The 14,895-nt window shown below is 63.1% G+C and carries 17 protein-coding genes and 1 pseudogene; 12 read left to right on the forward strand and 6 right to left on the reverse strand.

Features of this window, described 5'->3' with window-relative positions; genetic code table 11:
- The first annotated feature begins 53 nt into the window (after positions 1-53).
- The 6 genes from QRN45_RS19950 to QRN45_RS19975 all read left to right on the forward strand — a co-directional run bounded on the left by QRN45_RS19950 (position 54) and on the right by QRN45_RS19975 (position 4,009).
- Complete coding sequence (locus QRN45_RS19950) at positions 54-731, forward strand: NADPH-dependent F420 reductase (RefSeq protein WP_284764430.1); 678 nt, start codon at positions 54-56, stop codon at positions 729-731.
- A 90-nt stretch (positions 732-821) separates the two neighbouring features.
- Positions 822-1,823, forward strand: coding sequence for an alcohol dehydrogenase (locus tag QRN45_RS19955; RefSeq protein WP_284764432.1), 1,002 nt, complete (start codon positions 822-824; stop codon positions 1,821-1,823).
- 115 nt (positions 1,824-1,938) lie between these two features.
- Positions 1,939-2,367 (forward strand): pyridoxamine 5'-phosphate oxidase family protein, encoded by a 429-nt coding sequence (locus QRN45_RS19960; protein ID WP_241708421.1) that lies wholly within the window; start codon positions 1,939-1,941, stop codon positions 2,365-2,367.
- A 173-nt stretch (positions 2,368-2,540) separates the two neighbouring features.
- Positions 2,541-2,963 (forward strand): Hsp20/alpha crystallin family protein, encoded by a 423-nt coding sequence (locus QRN45_RS19965; protein WP_241708420.1) that lies wholly within the window; start codon positions 2,541-2,543, stop codon positions 2,961-2,963.
- Between the two features lie 139 nt (positions 2,964-3,102).
- Positions 3,103-3,546: a universal stress protein gene (locus QRN45_RS19970; protein WP_241708419.1), complete on the forward strand. Its 444-nt coding sequence runs from the start codon at positions 3,103-3,105 to the stop codon at positions 3,544-3,546.
- A 19-nt stretch (positions 3,547-3,565) separates the two neighbouring features.
- Positions 3,566-4,009 carry a pyridoxamine 5'-phosphate oxidase family protein gene (locus tag QRN45_RS19975; RefSeq protein ID WP_264637858.1) on the forward strand — a complete coding sequence of 148 codons (444 nt, stop codon included), beginning with the start codon at positions 3,566-3,568 and terminating at the stop codon, positions 4,007-4,009.
- Between the two features lie 37 nt (positions 4,010-4,046).
- Here the strand turns inward: QRN45_RS19975 and QRN45_RS19980 are convergent.
- From QRN45_RS19980 to QRN45_RS20000, 5 genes and pseudogenes are all read right to left on the reverse strand, one after another.
- Positions 4,047-4,472, reverse strand: a pseudogene (locus QRN45_RS19980) (universal stress protein); the annotation flags it as partial.
- 60 nt (positions 4,473-4,532) lie between these two features.
- Positions 4,533-4,853, reverse strand: coding sequence for a DUF3040 domain-containing protein (locus tag QRN45_RS19985; protein WP_284764434.1), 321 nt, complete (start codon positions 4,851-4,853; stop codon positions 4,533-4,535).
- 40 nt (positions 4,854-4,893) lie between these two features.
- The gene (locus tag QRN45_RS19990; protein ID WP_241708416.1) at positions 4,894-6,279 is read right to left on the reverse strand and encodes an MBL fold metallo-hydrolase RNA specificity domain-containing protein; all 1,386 of its coding nucleotides are present in this window, start codon (positions 6,277-6,279) and stop codon (positions 4,894-4,896) included.
- A 69-nt stretch (positions 6,280-6,348) separates the two neighbouring features.
- Positions 6,349-6,711 carry an SPW repeat domain-containing protein gene (locus QRN45_RS19995; protein ID WP_241708415.1) on the reverse strand — a complete coding sequence of 121 codons (363 nt, stop codon included), beginning with the start codon at positions 6,709-6,711 and terminating at the stop codon, positions 6,349-6,351.
- Entirely contained in the window at positions 6,708-7,229 is a 522-nt protein-coding gene (locus tag QRN45_RS20000; protein ID WP_241708414.1) for a universal stress protein, read from the reverse strand. Before QRN45_RS20000 ends, QRN45_RS19995 begins: the two co-directional genes overlap by 4 nt.
- Before the next feature lie 193 nt (positions 7,230-7,422).
- On the opposite strand from QRN45_RS20000, the gene QRN45_RS20005 reads away from it, so the two are divergent.
- Positions 7,423-8,121, forward strand: coding sequence for a response regulator (locus tag QRN45_RS20005; RefSeq protein WP_241708413.1), 699 nt, complete (start codon positions 7,423-7,425; stop codon positions 8,119-8,121).
- A 20-nt stretch (positions 8,122-8,141) separates the two neighbouring features.
- On the opposite strand, the gene QRN45_RS20010 is transcribed toward QRN45_RS20005, so the two are convergent.
- Positions 8,142-9,857, reverse strand: a complete 1,716-nt coding sequence (locus QRN45_RS20010) for a GAF domain-containing sensor histidine kinase (protein WP_284764436.1) — start codon at positions 9,855-9,857, stop codon at positions 8,142-8,144.
- Between the two features lie 167 nt (positions 9,858-10,024).
- On the opposite strand from QRN45_RS20010, the gene QRN45_RS20015 reads away from it, so the two are divergent.
- The 5 genes from QRN45_RS20015 (at position 10,025) to QRN45_RS20035 (ending at position 14,613) form a co-directional block, all read left to right on the forward strand.
- Entirely contained in the window at positions 10,025-10,495 is a 471-nt protein-coding gene (locus tag QRN45_RS20015) for a pyridoxamine 5'-phosphate oxidase family protein (RefSeq protein WP_241708411.1), read from the forward strand.
- A gap of 63 nt (positions 10,496-10,558) precedes the next feature.
- The gene (locus QRN45_RS20020; RefSeq protein WP_241708410.1) at positions 10,559-11,023 is read left to right on the forward strand and encodes a pyridoxamine 5'-phosphate oxidase family protein; all 465 of its coding nucleotides are present in this window, start codon (positions 10,559-10,561) and stop codon (positions 11,021-11,023) included.
- A gap of 60 nt (positions 11,024-11,083) precedes the next feature.
- Complete coding sequence (locus QRN45_RS20025) at positions 11,084-12,151, forward strand: zinc-dependent alcohol dehydrogenase family protein (protein ID WP_264637857.1); 1,068 nt, start codon at positions 11,084-11,086, stop codon at positions 12,149-12,151.
- A 62-nt stretch (positions 12,152-12,213) separates the two neighbouring features.
- A complete protein-coding gene (locus tag QRN45_RS20030) occupies positions 12,214-14,106 on the forward strand; it encodes a heavy metal translocating P-type ATPase (protein ID WP_284764437.1) in 1,893 nt (630 codons plus the stop codon).
- A 45-nt stretch (positions 14,107-14,151) separates the two neighbouring features.
- Positions 14,152-14,613, forward strand: coding sequence for a universal stress protein (locus QRN45_RS20035; protein WP_241708407.1), 462 nt, complete (start codon positions 14,152-14,154; stop codon positions 14,611-14,613).
- The last annotated feature ends 282 nt before the right edge of the window (positions 14,614-14,895 follow it).

Raw genomic sequence — 14,895 nt, forward strand, 5'->3', positions numbered from 1 at the left:
TCCTGTACCCCAATCCGTACTTGACCATCCGCACTGAACAAGGAGATCCATCCATGAAGACCGCCATCCTCGGAACCGGCACCGTAGGCCGCACCATCGCAGCCCGCCTCGCTGAACTTGGCCATGCCGTCACTATCGGCACCCGTGACCCCGAGGCCACCTTGGCCCGCACCGAGCCCGACGCAATGGGCACCGCACCGTTCGGGGCCTGGGCCGCGGAAAACCCCGGTATCACCCTGGCAGCCTTCGCCGATGCCGCCGTCGGCGCCGAGATCATCGTCAACGCCACGAACGGCGGCGCTTCCCTGGACGTCCTGGCCCAGGCCGGGGCCGGAAACCTCGACGGCAAGATCATCCTGGACATCGCCAATCCCCTCGATTTCAGCAACGGCATGCCCCCTACCCTGTTCGTGAAAGACACCGATTCCCTCGGCGAGCAGATCCAGCGCACCTTTCCCGCCGCGCGGGTGGTCAAGGCCCTCAACACCATGAACGCAGCCCTCATGACCCACCCGGACCGGTTGGCCGAGGCCAGCACGGTCTTCGTCTCCGGGAACGACGCCGACGCCAAGGACACCGTCACCGGGCTCCTGAAGAGCTTCGGCCACCAGGACGTCATTGACCTCGGCGACATCACCACCGCCCGCGGCACCGAAATGCTCCTGCCCGTCTGGCTCCGCCTCTGGGGCGCCCTCGGGACACCGGACTTCAACTTCAAGATCGTCCGCTAGATCCTCCAGACCTGGCCGTGCCGGACCGGCTCGATCGTCGATCCGGCACGGCCGCGAATCCATAAACCTACTCACGAAAGGCATCTCGCCATGAAAGCTGTTCAATTCGCCAACCCCGGAACCTCCCTTGAGACGGTCGAACTCGATGTTCCCGAGGTCCCGCGCGGGCATGTCCTGATCAAGGTCGCTGCCAATGGCATCTGCCACAGCGACTCCATGGCGGCCGCGGGCATGTCCTCCTCCTACCCCCGCACCCCAGGCCACGAAGTCGCCGGAACCGTGGAGTCCGTAGGCGAAGGCGTCACCCGCTGGACTGAAGGCCAGCGCGTGGGCGTTGGCTGGTTCGGCGGGGCATGCTTCGAATGCGAATCCTGCCAGCGCGGGGACTTCATCGCATGCACGGTCGGAAAGGTCACCGGCCTGAGCTCTGACGGCGGTTACGCCGAATACCTGGTCGCCCCCGCCGACGCCCTCGCCCTCGTCCCCGACGCGCTCAGCTTCGCCGAAGCCGCCCCGCTGATGTGCGCGGGAGTCACCACCTTCAACGGGCTCCGCCACAGCGGAGCCCGCCCCGGGGACCGCGTCGCCATCCTCGGCCTAGGCGGCCTGGGCCACCTCGGGGTCCAGTTCGCCGCCAGGATGGGCTTCGAAACCATTGCCATCGCCCGCGGCGCCGAAAAGGAATCATTCGCCAAGGAACTCGGCGCACACCACTACATCGACAGCACCACCACCGACGTCGCGGCCGAACTCAAGCGACTCGGCGGCGCCACGGTTGTCCTGGCCACCGTCACCGACGCCCAGGCCATGTCGGTCACCATCCCTGGACTTGCGTCCCGGGGCCGGCTCGTCGTCGTCGGGGTCCCGCACGAACCCCTCGCCGTCAGCGCAGCCGACCTCGTCATGGGCAGCAGCTCCGTCGCCGGCCACGCCTCCGGCACCGCGAAAGACTCCGAAGACACCCTCCGCTTCGCCGCGCTGACCGGCGTTCGCCCGATGATCGAGACCTACCCGCTGGAGAAGGCAGCCGAAGGCTTCGACCGCATGATGTCAGGCCAGGCCCGCTTCCGCGTCGTCCTCACCAACGACTAACGAAGGCCCGCGCATTGTTGGCGCCCGTGTCCATTCCCGACACGGGCGCCAATCGTGCCGCCACAAAGATCCATTCCTCTATTGCCGCTTGGCCCGGATCTGTAGGCTCAGCCACATGGAGAATTCAGAGTCGAGGCCCGATACCGAAGTGCTCAGTGTCCATGAGTGCTGGAGATACCTCCGTTCCGCCTCCGTCGCCAGGGTTGGCGTGGTCAGTGGCGACAGCGCGGAGATCTTTCCCGTCAATTTCCTGCCTGACGAGGGAACGGTAATATTCCGGACCGGACCGGGCACCAAACTGGACGCAGTCCTGGCCGGGAAAACGATCACCTTGGAGGCCGACGGTTTCAACACCTATGGCACCATCGCTTGGAGCGTCATCGTCAAAGGCCATGCCGAGATCGTCACGAAGGCCGACGATCTTCAGGAGTCCGCAGCAATGGAACTGTCTCCGTGGGAACCTGGCACCAAAGACCATCTGGTCCGGGTCACGCCCGCGGAATTGAGCGGCCGAAGGTTCGTGATCAACGCACCCTCCGAGTGATCGGACCCGCAGGATTCCTGGTCCCGAATCCGACCGTCCCCTCCCTGGCCCCACGGCGCAACCCGGAGGCGGGGCATAAGGGACCAAAGACTCTGTGATCTACTCCCCGTGCTTCGCATTCTGGAAGAGTCAGGCCGATTCCGGCCTGACCGGATCGAAGCAAGGAGGCAGCCATGACGGATTTGATCAGGTGGTTCGATAACCGCCGTTCACCCATTGAGATGATCGAACGGCTTTTCGAAGGTGATGTGGCAGCATCCGGGATCCGGGTCGAACAGTTGGTTGAAGGCACTACCCTGGTGGTTCGCGCCGAACTGCCGGGGATCGATCCGGAGAAGGATGTTGAAATCACGCTTGGGGACGGGTTTCTTGAAATAAGGGCTGAACGGCAGGAGAAGAAGGAGCAAAGGGACAAGGGCAGCTACAGATCGGAATTTCGCTATGGTTCCTTCGTCCGCAGGCTGCCAGTGCCGGATACGGTCCAAAAGGACGACGTCTCCGCTTCATACAAGGACGGCGTCCTCGAAGTGAGGGCCCCGATTCCGGAGAGGGTCCAACCCTCCTCGGCTCACAAGATCCCGATTACGCGAGAGTAGGGCACACCGTCCTGCCGCAGGGCCGGACCGCGCCTCCCGCTGGCGCGGATCCCGACTGTGACTTTCGGCCCTACAAGCCGCGACAGCCCCGGGCCACGCTAGCGGGGTACGGATTCAACCTTATCGCGGGAGGAAAGTCATGGGCGGGGAAGCATCCACAGCCAGGATCGTTGTTGGCGTTGACGGATCGGAAGCCTCCATCGAGGCGCTGAGGCAAGCTCAGAGCCTCGCCGTGCCATTGGGAGCGCAGGTAATAGCTACGGTCTGCTGGGAGTTCCCCCAGGTCTATGGCGGCTACGTGGCCATGGGCATCGACGACTTCGAAGAAAGTGCCAAACAGGTCCTCAAGGAATCCTTGGCGAAGGTGTTCGGTCCGGATTTGCCGGACAACGTCGTCTCACGCGTTGTCCGCGGTCACACACGGGAATCCCTCATCGAAGCGAGCCGGGAAGCCGACCTGATCGTTCTCGGCAGGCGTGGCCACGGAGGATTTGGCGGGCTCTTGATCGGATCGGTGAGTTCCGCCTGCGTCGCCCACGCCCACTGCCCGGTCCTTGTTGTCCATGCTCCGGAAGCGAGCTGATCGGCGCGAGGAGAAACCAATGTCCGTTCCCGAGATGGATCCGGGCCGCTTCGACGGCGCCCGGCACGTCACGCAGGAGCTTAGCCAGGAGCGGTGCTGGGAGTTGCTGTGCTCTCAGGACACAGGCCGCTTCGGCTTCAACTACAAGAACAGAGTGATGATCCTGCCCGTCAGCTACCTCGTCCACGGCCGGGCAATCTACTTCCGCACCTCCGCTGCCGGGACCATCGGCGACGCCGTGCCTCGCCTGAGTTCATCGTTCGAGATTGATGGGGCACGGCCCGACCGGAGCGAAGGGTGGTCGGTCCTTGTCAGCGGTCCTTCCTCACACGTGGACGAGCCGGCGCTGCTGACCTATCTTTGGGGGCAGGTCATGGAAGAGCCCTGGGCAGGCGGCCCAAGGAATGACTTCATCCGGATCCACGCTGCGGTAGTGACTGGCCGACATGTGCATCTGGCCTGAATCCGGTTTCGGGCGCCAGGCGTCGACGGCGTCCGCGCTATTTGCTGTTCTTGACCCGGCGTATCCGGGTGATGATGGTGGGGCACGCCAGTTGGGCAAGGACTGCGTGGGCGGTTGAGCCCAGCAGGAGACGCTTTAGTCCGCCCCTGCCGCGGCTGCCGAGGACCAGCAGCTTCGCTGTCGATGCGGCTTCAGCGAGGGCCTGGGCCGGGGGATCGGTGGCCAGGACTTTGTGGACCACGAGGTCGGGGTACCTTCCCGCCAGGCCGGCAACTGTCTCGGCAAGGACCACCTGTTCTTCTTCCATGAACTGCTCGACGAAACTGCCCTTGGGCAACCCCTTTTGCAACCAGGCACCTGGTATCGGGCAGGCGTGCAGCACGGCCAGTTCCTGCCCTTCACGATCTGCCTCTGCGGCAGCGAAGGCTACCGCTTGCGTTGATTCCTCCGAACCGTCCACTCCGACGACGACTCCGCGGCGGGATCAATACGGTTCGAACATCAACTGTCGGTTCCACCTCAACTACCCGAGCTCTGCGGGTCCAAGCAGCGGAGAAGAACTCGGACGCCGTCGGAACCTCAGGGAACCGATACACTTCGAGGCCACGTACGCTCCGGTGCCCATGATAATGAATCCCGTGATTCCCAAAACCGGGGCTCGGGCCGCGACACCCGTCAGCAGGACAAGGCATCCGACGAGTGCGGTGAAAATGCCTGATGCCAAGTGCCTCCCGGCAGCAGGCTCAGTCATCGATTTCATCTTGGACGCGAATTTCGGATCATCGCGTTCCAGTTCCTGGGCGAGCTGTTCCAGGGTCTTCTTTTCGTATTCAGAGAGAGCCATCACGGGCCTCCTTTGCCGGCGTGGGTGGAAACTATTGGTGCTACAGCGGGTTGTCGAGCGGGACTGCTTCGAGATGTTCGGGAACCCTCGCGTTCCAGCCCAGTTCACGTTTGATGCGGCGCCGCAGAGCATCGGAGGCGGCAGGTTCGCCATGGGTGATATAGGTCATCTGCGGTGCCTGGTCCGCTGCGTGCATCCAACGGATGATTTCGTCGGCGTCGGCATGCGCTGAGAATCCTTCAATGTGTATGACCTCGGCCTGGATGGGGACGTCCTGGCCGTAGATTCTGAGCTCCTTCGCTCCGGCCGCCAGGTCGGCACCGCGTGTTCCTCCGGCCTGGTAGCCGCTGAGGACGATGGCATTTTTCGGATCCGGACCATAGGCCTCAAGGTGGTGAAGGATCCTTCCTCCCGTGAGCATGCCGCTGGCGGAGATGATGATCATGGGTCCTCCCCTCAGATTGAGAAGCTTGGAATCGTCTGCGGTGCGTGTCATGGTGGCCAGCTTGTACATGTCTTCGAACTCGTCCACGAGCAGTCGGTGTTCATCCGCATGCTGCCGGTACATGTAGGAAGCGTCGATGGCCATGGGGCTGTTGAGATAGACCGGAATGTCCGGAATAAGGTGCTTGTGACGGAGCCTCGTGAGGTGGAGCATCAGGGTTTCTGCGCGGCCGACGGCGAACGCGGCAATCATGACGACTCCCCCTCGTTTGGCAACGCGGGACACGACCGCTCCGAGCTCGGCCTCCGGGTCCTGGTCCGGGTGGCTCCGGTTACCGTACGTAGATTCAGTGACAAGAATGTCGGTGGCCTCCAGTTCCCGCGGCGGGAACATGAGGGGATCGTCGGCACGGCCCAGGTCTCCGGTGAAGTGTATTGAACGCCCGTCTATGTCTAAATGGATTTGGGCTGCGCCCAGGATGTGTCCGGCCGGAAGGAAAGCGGCCACGATGCCGTCTCCAAGATCCAGCGGGGTATCGAAGTCCCGGGGCTCGAAAGCGTTCAAGGACCTGACCGCATCTGCCGCGGTGTACACAGGAAGAGCGGGAACATGCGCCGAGGAGCCCCGGTGGTCAGCGTAACGCGCTTCCTCTTCCTGAAGATGGCCGCTGTCCGGTAGCAGCAGCTTGCACAGTTCACTGGTTCCGTGGGTAGCGTAGATCGGCCCCGTGAAGCCGTCCCGGACCAGTGCCGGAACATATCCGGTGTGGTCAAGATGCGCGTGGGTGAGCAGCACAGCATCGATGGAACCGGGCGGGACGGGAAACGGCACCCTGTTGCGGTCCCGGATACGTTTATAGCCTTGGAAGAGGCCACAGTCGACAAGGATCCGAGTGTCCCCGGATTCGACGAGATAGCGGGACCCCGTGACAGTGTCCGTCGCTCCCAAAAACCGCAGTCGTGCCGGGCGTGTGCTGTTCATGTTGCCTCCTCGATATTGGCAGTGCCGGGCATCCGGGCGCTGCCGGATGCCCGGACCGGAATTGCGCGGCTACGGGGCCGGCATCACGTGGTGATGACGGTATTCCTCCGTGCTGGGCTTGATCGCCAAGGCCGTGACCACCACGGCGACCGCGCCCGGGATCCAGGCGCTCCAGGCGCTCCCCGTCATGGAGGTGAAGCCGGCAATCCAAGGCGCAACGAGGAGGACGACGGCGAACGCAGCTTGCGCCCATTCGGCGGCCGGCATCCCCGGCCTGGCCAGGTTGGTCACACCGGCGGCGACCAGCAGGACACCGAGGATGACCATGAACGCTGTGGACGATCCACCTTGACTTGTCCACAGCACCGAGAGTGCGGCATAGGCGCCGGCGGCGATGACCGTCCAGTCCTGCCAACGAGTCCACTTCTTCATCTGGATCGTGCTCCTTTGATCGGTTGGGTTTTTCTGATGGCCGCCCCGGCGGCGCCGGGACGGGGCTCCGGGTGTGCGGTTGCATCGGGCGCGTGGACGACGAGAACGGGACAATGGGCGTGGGCGACGCAGGCCGCGCTGACCGAACCAAGCAACAGGCCGTTGAACCCGCCGTGTCCGCGCCGTCCGACGACCAGCAACGAGGCGAATCTGCTGGCGTCGACGAGCGACTGCCGCGCGGCGCCGAGGACGAGCCTGGTCCGGACGTTTCGAGGAATTTGGGAGCCGAAGGCCCTCGTCATGGCGTCACGGAGTATTTCGGATGCCTGATGGCTGAATCCGTCCCGCCCCATCATTTCGTAGGTCTCATGACCCACGGGAAAGTCCCAACATGCCCACGCCTCGACGTTTGCTCCCAGTGCTGATCCGAGGCGGTGGCCTTCGCGCAGGGCCTCTACGGAGGCATCAGAGCCGTCGACGCCGACGATGATCTTGCCGTGCCGGGCTCCCGTGGTCATGGTGTTCCCTTCCGTTCCGCGTTTTCTCTAAGAATGGGCAGAAAATTCCCCGTCAAACAGGGCCGAAAGTCATGGCCCCGGCTTGGGTCCTTCGGCCCTTGTTTGCCATTGGCGGGCACGGAAAAATGACATTGCCGGGCAAACCATGACGGGCCGGCGGGACCGCAGCCACGGGCTGCCGGACAGGAGGATCATGGATGGCCCAGTACGATCCCCCAGCGATGCCCGGTTCGTCGGCGTACCGCCGATCCGTGTGTATGTCCTGGACGATCATGAGCTTGTCCGCAGGGGACTTCAGGAACTGCTGGAAAGCGAAGGCTTCGTGGTGGTTGGCATGTCCGGTTCGGCGGAGGAGGCGGTCCGACGCATTCCTGCGTTGCACCCGGATGTGTCGGTGTTGGACGCCCGATTGTCCGACGGCACGGGCATTGAAGTATGCCGGGATGTCCGCTCCGTTGACCCCACACTGAACTGCCTGATTCTGACCAGTTACGACGACGAACAAGCTCTTCGTGGAGCGGTCCTTGCGGGGGCGGCGGGGTATGTCTTGAAGGAAATCGGCGGCACCGACCTGATAGGTGCGCTCCGGCGCGCCGCGCGAGGCGAGTCCTTGTTTGATGGCGGGGTGAAGGCGCAAATCATCCGGCGCCTCACGGAACGCCATCGCGTAGATCCCAGGGTCGCCTTGTTGACTACCGAGGAGCGGCGGGTCCTTGACCTAGTGGGCCAGGGCCTGACCAACCGGCAAATCGGGGAACTGATGCAGCTCGCCGAAAAAACCGTGAAGAACTACGTTTCCTCGATGTTGGCGAAGCTGGGATTCGAACGTCGCACCCAGGCGGCGGTCCATATTGCCCACGGACCAGATACGGACCGTGGAACCGTCCGCTGACGGTCCGGCGGACCGGAACCTCAGTGGACCGGAACCGACCACACCACGGTTGTGCCCTTCGTCGGGGCGCTGGTCACCTCAAACGAACCGCGCAGCTCCAAGGCCCGCTGTTGCATGTTGACCAGACCATTTCCCGGGACAGCATCCCTGAAGCCCCTGCCGTCGTCTTTGATGATCAATGTCAGCATGCCATCTTCCACCGAGACGGAAACGCTCATTGCCTGCGCCTCGGAATGACGGACCGCATTGCTGAGGCCTTCGGAAATGACCGCCAGCGCGTTGATGACGATTCCGTCGTCGAGCACGGAATCGACTGCCCCGATGATCGTCAGGTGAGGGGCGAAGGGCAGCGACCTGGTGGCAGTGCGGACAGTCTGCAGTATCCGGCTGCTCAGCAACTCCTGCTCCCCGGAAGAATGCAACGAGTAAATGGTGTTTCGGAGGTCCCTGATGGTTTCATCCAGTTCCGCGGTGACCGCATTGATCCGAGTCAAGGCAGGTTCGCCTGTCGTGAACCGCCGCAGGCTCTGGATGCTGAGTCCAGCAGCGAAAAGGCGCTGGATGACAAGGTCGTGCAGGTCCCGGGCGATGCGATCCCGGTCCGAGAAAACCACAAGCTCTTCACGGAGCCGGTGAATCCGGTCAAGCTCCAAGCCCAAGGCCACGTGCGAACCAAAGACTGCGCCCATCTCCACATCCGTCTTCGCAAAGGGCCCCGTTCCAGGAGATCGAGCCAGAACCAGAAGCCCATGGTGGGCGCCCTGGGCGCTGAGATCGATCGCCAGGAGTCTTCCGATGGACAAGCCGTGAGCCGGTCCGAGGAGGTCTCCCGCTTCGTCGATGCAGGCGAGCATCCCGGTGGCCGCGACTGACCTGATGACGGCGGAATCCATAGGCAGGATGTTTCCGGCGAAATGTGCGCTTTCAGTCCCTGCGGCACCCGCGACACAATACGAGCCCACGCCCTCATCTGGAACGAGGATCAGGGCCAGCTGGGATTCCGATTCCCGGAGCGCCCGGTCGGCAATCTGGTCGAGCCCGACAATTTCCGGCTCCGCCGTCCGGTCTCCGCCGATCATCCGGCCGGTCACATCCATGCAGGCCTCAAGCCAGGACGAGCGTCGGCGGGCGTCCTCATAAAGCCGTGCGTTCTCGATGGCCACACCAGCGGCGGCGGCCAACGCGACGGCAAGATCCTCATCTTCGGGAGTGAAATCGCCGCCTCCTTCCTTTTCGGTCAAATAGAGATTGCCGAAAACGACGTCCCGAACGCGCACAGGGACACCGAGAAAGGATTTCATGGGTGGATGGTTCTCGGGGAATCCGTAAGATTTGGGGTGCTCGTGAAGATCATGAAGGCGAAGCGGCGCAGGCTCCGTAATCAGCAGGCCGAGGACACCATGCCCGGTCGGTAGCGGGCCGATACGGCTGGCAAGGTCCTCGTCGATGCCGACCGTGACGAAGTGACTTAGTGATTTGTTCTCACCGATTACCCCCAGGGCCCCGTAACGGGCGTGCAGCAACCGGCAGGCGGACGTCACGACCCTGTCCAACACAGCCTCGAGGCTCAAATCTTCGGCGACCGCGACAACAGCTTCGAGCAGTCCGCGCATATGCTCCTGGGCTTCGAGGAGTTCTCCCGCCCTGGACAAGAAGTCCCGGAGGAGGTCTTCGATCCTGATTCCGGGGACGTGCGGGCGATCGGCCCGCACAGGATCTGGAGTAGAACCGTTCATTTACTGCCTTTCGAGCGGTATCGCCACACGGGGCAGGTACCCGTGTCGCGCCAGGTGGCACATCCGATGCCAGACTACTACCGAGTCCCGTGCTCGCCCAGATGACCGCGAGGCGATGGGCCTTTGTGCCCTGTTTCCCTCTCATCCCCGGGCGTAGCCTCTGCGACATGACCAACAAGCCATCAACACCTGAGCCAGAGATCCTGCAACCTCAACAATGCTGGGAACTCTTGCGCGGCGTCTCCGTAGGACGCCTCGCAGTCTGGGTAATAGACCACCCCGACATCTTCCCGATCAACTACAAGGTCGACCACGGTACCCTCGTCTTCCGGACCGGAGAAGGAACGAAGCTCCACTCAGCCCTCGGCGAAACACCCGTTGCGCTGGAGGCCGACGGCGTCAATCCGGACAACGGGGTGGCGTGGAGCGTGGTCGTGAAAGGGCAGGCTGGTGCCATTAAGCTCACCCAGGAGGTCCTCGATACGGTGGGTTTGCTCCTTTTCCCCTGGCAAGCGGGCCGCAAAGACCACTTCATCCGCATCGTCCCGACGTCGATCACCGGGCGCCGCTTCACCGTCACCCCTCCCCTGACCTGGTGGAGTCCCTTGGACGACGCCACCCGCGCCGGACTCGAATGAAGGGGCGCACGGCGGGCCCAAAGCCCCTAACGACGTCGGACAGCCGCCGGTAGCGTCAGGCTCATGAACCCTCAATCAGCGGATGCGATCGAAAGACTGAACCCTGAGGAATGCCTTGAACTGCTTGGCCAAACCACCGTTGGCAGGCTGGCCGTGATTGTCGAGAACCATCCGGACATCTTCCCGGTGAACTACATCGTGGACCACGGCTCCATCGTCTTCCGTACAGGGATCGGCACGAAATTCTGGAGCTCGATGCGGGACGCCTGCGCTCTCGAAATCGACGGCTTCGACGCGGGCTCCGGGAAGGCCTGGAGCGTCGTTGTCCGCGGCCAGGCGCACCTCATCGTCGACCGGGAGGAAAAGTCAGCCGCCGACGCCCTGCACCTCGATCCGTGGCAGCCGGGCAGTAAGAGCCACTATGTTCGCCTCACCTTGGATGCTCTGACCGGGCGACGTTTCAAGACCACCCGGCCCGACATCTGGGATACCCCCGTGTGGGATGCCCGCTCCGAACTCTTCCACTGACTTGCCGTTGCTTCCCGGTGTCACCGGGGGCACGGCTTGCACTCTTTGAATGGATCAATCATGAAAGCACTCGTCTATGGCGGACCAGGACAAAAGTCTTGGACCGACGTTCCGGACCCCATCATCATCCATCCAACCGACGCCATCGTCCGCATCGACACAACCACGATCTGTGGAACGGACCTCCATATCCTCAAAGGCGACGTACCGGCAGTCCAGGAGGGACGGGTCCTCGGGCATGAGGGCGTCGGAACGGTCACCGAAGTAGGTTCCTCGGTAACGGGACTAAAGACCGGAGATCGCGTCATCATCTCCTGCATCAAATCCTGCGGACACTGCGGCAACTGCAAGAAGGGCCTCTACTCGCACTGCGCCGGGGAGGAAGGCCAGTCCGGAACGGGTTGGATATTCGGCCACCTCATTGACGGCACCCAAGCCGACTACGTGCGCGTCCCTTACGCGGATAACTCGCTCTACAAATTGCCTCAGGGGGTCACCGACGACCAAGCGGTCATGCTCTCCGACATCCTGCCCACGGCGTTCGAAATCGGCGTCCAGGCCGGTCACGTCAAGCCAGGTGACGTCGTCGCTGTCGTCGGAGCCGGCCCCATCGGCCTCGCTGCGATGGCCACATCGAATCTCTACGGCGCCGCCACGATCATCGCCATCGACCCGAACGAAGGCCGCCTTGCCCGAGCCCGGGAGTTCGGCGCAACCGAGGTCGTGAACCCAGACGATCCCGGGTGGATCAGCGACGTCATGTCCCACACCGACGGCGCAGGAGTGGATGTCGCCATTGAAGCAGTCGGAATCCCGGACACCTTCGACATGGCCTTGCGGCTCGTGCGCCCGGGCGGAAATGTGGCCAACATCGGCGTACACGGTAGATCCGTTGAACTGCGCCTCCAGGACCTCTGGATCCGGAACCTCAACATCAGCATGGGCCTGGTCAACACCAACACGACCCCGATGCTGCTCCAGCTGGTGGCCCAGCACAAGATTCCCGCCGAGAAATTTGCGACCCACCACTTCCCCCTGGCACAGATCATCGATGCCTACGACACCTTCTCCAGGGCGGCTGAAACACACGCACTGAAGGTCATTCTCAACCGGGAATCCCACCACTAGGCATCATTTCACCCTCCCTGAGGCTCGTCCCTGAGGAGGCACACCCGAGCGGGGCGGCTCCCATGGCCTTGATCCTTCGTTTTCCCCTGGTAGCGTCCACGCTCCTCGCTGGACTGTGCGTTGGGGTATTGCTGGGCCTCGGTCAAATGCCTGCCGCACAGGCAACAGCGACTATTTATGCACTGGCTGTGGCCACGTACCGGGCCGTGTCCATGATCAGGGATCTCTTCCGGGGACGGTGGGGCATCGACCTGCTGGCGGTGACGGTCATCGTCAGCACCCTCGTGGTGGGGGAATATATTGCGGCCCTCATCATCGTCCTCATGCTCACCGGAGGAGACGCCCTGGAGGAATTTGCCCACGGACGGGCTACGCACGAACTGAAAGCCCTCCTTGAGCGGGCTCCGCGGATCGCGCACCGCGAGACCCCGGGCAACCCTGTGGAAGAGGTTCCCGTGAGGAGCATCCGTTCCGGAGACACGCTGTTGGTCAAACCGTCCGAAATCGTCCCGGTAGACGGTCTGTTGCTCTCCCCCGCCGGGACTTTCGATGAATCCTCCCTGACTGGCGAAAGCCTGCCGGTCGAGCACGGCAAGGGCGACGCCCTCATGAGCGGATCGGTCAACGGCGAAGAAGCCGTTCGCATGGTCGCGAGCGCCACTGCCGCAGACTCCCAGTACGGCCGAATCGTGGCCCTGGTCCAAGAGGCTGCGGCGAGCCGCGCACCGACAGTCAGGCTTGCGGACCGTTACGCCGTGCCATTTACGCTGTTTGCGTTCCTGCTGGCCGGAATCGCGTGGTACGTCAGTCAGGATCCAGAACGATTCGCCCAGGTGTTGGTCGTTGCGACACCGTGTCCCCTATTGATCGCGGCCCCTGTAGCATTCCTTGCGGGCACCAGCCGCGCAGCCCGCTCGGGGATCATTATCAAGAATGCAGGTACCCTCGAACAACTTGCCCGAGTCCGGACTGCAGTCTTTGACAAGACCGGAACCCTCACGCACGGCCGCCCCGCCCTGCAGGCGATACGGGTCGCCCCGACCGCCGCAGAAGGGACCTCTCCCGGGCGAATACTCCAACTCGCAGCGTCCGCTGAACAGTCTTCCTCCCATGTGCTGGCGGCCTCCGTGATTGATGCCGCGCGATCCTGCGGCCTGCTCCTGCTCCCCGTCAGCAGCGCCAATGAACACGCGACGCAAGGTGTCACGGCTGTCTGTGGGGACCAGACTGTGGTGGTTGGGAAAGCTGGCTTCGTTGGCTCGGCCACGACCGGCTTCGAACAAGCAGACGTGGCCAGCGGGCAACTTGGGATCTATGTCGGAGTGGACAAGCGCTTCGCCGGAACGCTGATCATGAGCGACCCTCTGCGGGAAAACGCGGTAGCCACCCTGGCCCAGCTGCGACGCCTCGGCGTGCGCGAAACCTTGCTCCTGACCGGTGACACTCTTTCCACCGCGTCACATATTGCGGCCGAAGCCGGGATAACGCGGGTCTTGGCCGATTGCCTGCCTGCCGACAAGGTGGCTGCCGTCGCTGAGTTGAACCATCGCCCCGTCATGATGGTCGGTGACGGCGTCAACGATGCACCTGTCCTGGCCGCGTCCGACGTGGGAGTAGCAATGGGTGCCAAGGGAGCCACCGCAGCCAGCGAATCAGCCGACGTCGTCATCATGCTCGATGACTTATCCAAAGTGGCAGATGCCGTGGACATCGGCCGGCGCACCATCCACATCGCCCGAACCAGCATCTGGACAGGAATTCTCCTCAGCGCGGGGTTGATGGCAGCTGCAGCATTCGGCTTCGTCCCGGCAGTGGCCGGCGCTCTCCTCCAGGAACTGGTGGATCTCGCGGCAATCCTGAATGCGCTCCGGGCCCTGGGACGCAGCCGAACGCCGGGCGCCTATTCGCCAGAGCCTGTTCTCCTACCCCTCCCGTCTCCGAAAATTAGACCGTGACTTTCGGCCCTAGCCTGCCGGTCGCCCGCCAGACAGGGTGGAGCAATGAACACAGAACCATCGTCGAATCGGATCATTGTGGGCGTGGACGGCTCCGAGTACTCGTCGGCAGCCTTGCGATGGGCAGGACGGATGACTGAGCGCCTGGACTTGCCGCTGGAAGCTATTACTTGTGTCGGCATGCCGGATCTCTTTTTCTCCTCGCGTATGGAGCAAGGGATCAGCAAATTCTCAAGCGAATTGGAAGAATCCGCCAGGCAACTGGTAGAACAAGCGCTTGACCGGGCTTTCGACGCGGATAGACCAGAGAACCTCAGCATCACAGTCAAGTTCGGGGCACCGGCCAAGGTCCTTGTCGAGGAGAGCAAGAACGCCCAGCTCCTCGTCATTGGCCGCCACGGAGAGGGCGGGTTCCTGGATCAGGCAATCGGTTCGGTAAGCCGGGCATGCGCGGCGCACTCACAATGCCCCGTGCTGCTGGTGGACCAAGAGGTCGACAACACCTGAGTCCAGTGTCGCTCGTTTCCGACCCCTCCCGGGTTGAGGACAGGAATCTGCTGACCCGGCTATGGGGAAAAGTCATGGCTGAGCCGTGGGCGGGCGGAACTGGCATGGACACCGTCATTCAGACCTGGGACGGGTGACACCGTCAAGGATCCACGGGCGCAGTCGGTCCCCGGTCACGGCGGCGTCACGAGCGTCGCTAACGGGACTTCCGGCCCTGCCGGGCTGGACCAAACGAGCAGAGGATGGTGCGTAAAGCACCCGGAACGCGGGAGCCACATTTCA

Origin of the sequence: Arthrobacter sp. efr-133-R2A-63 (assembly GCF_030209795.1) — a bacterium.
In the GTDB taxonomy this organism is placed as follows: Bacteria; Actinomycetota; Actinomycetes; order Actinomycetales; family Micrococcaceae; genus Arthrobacter; species Arthrobacter bambusae_A.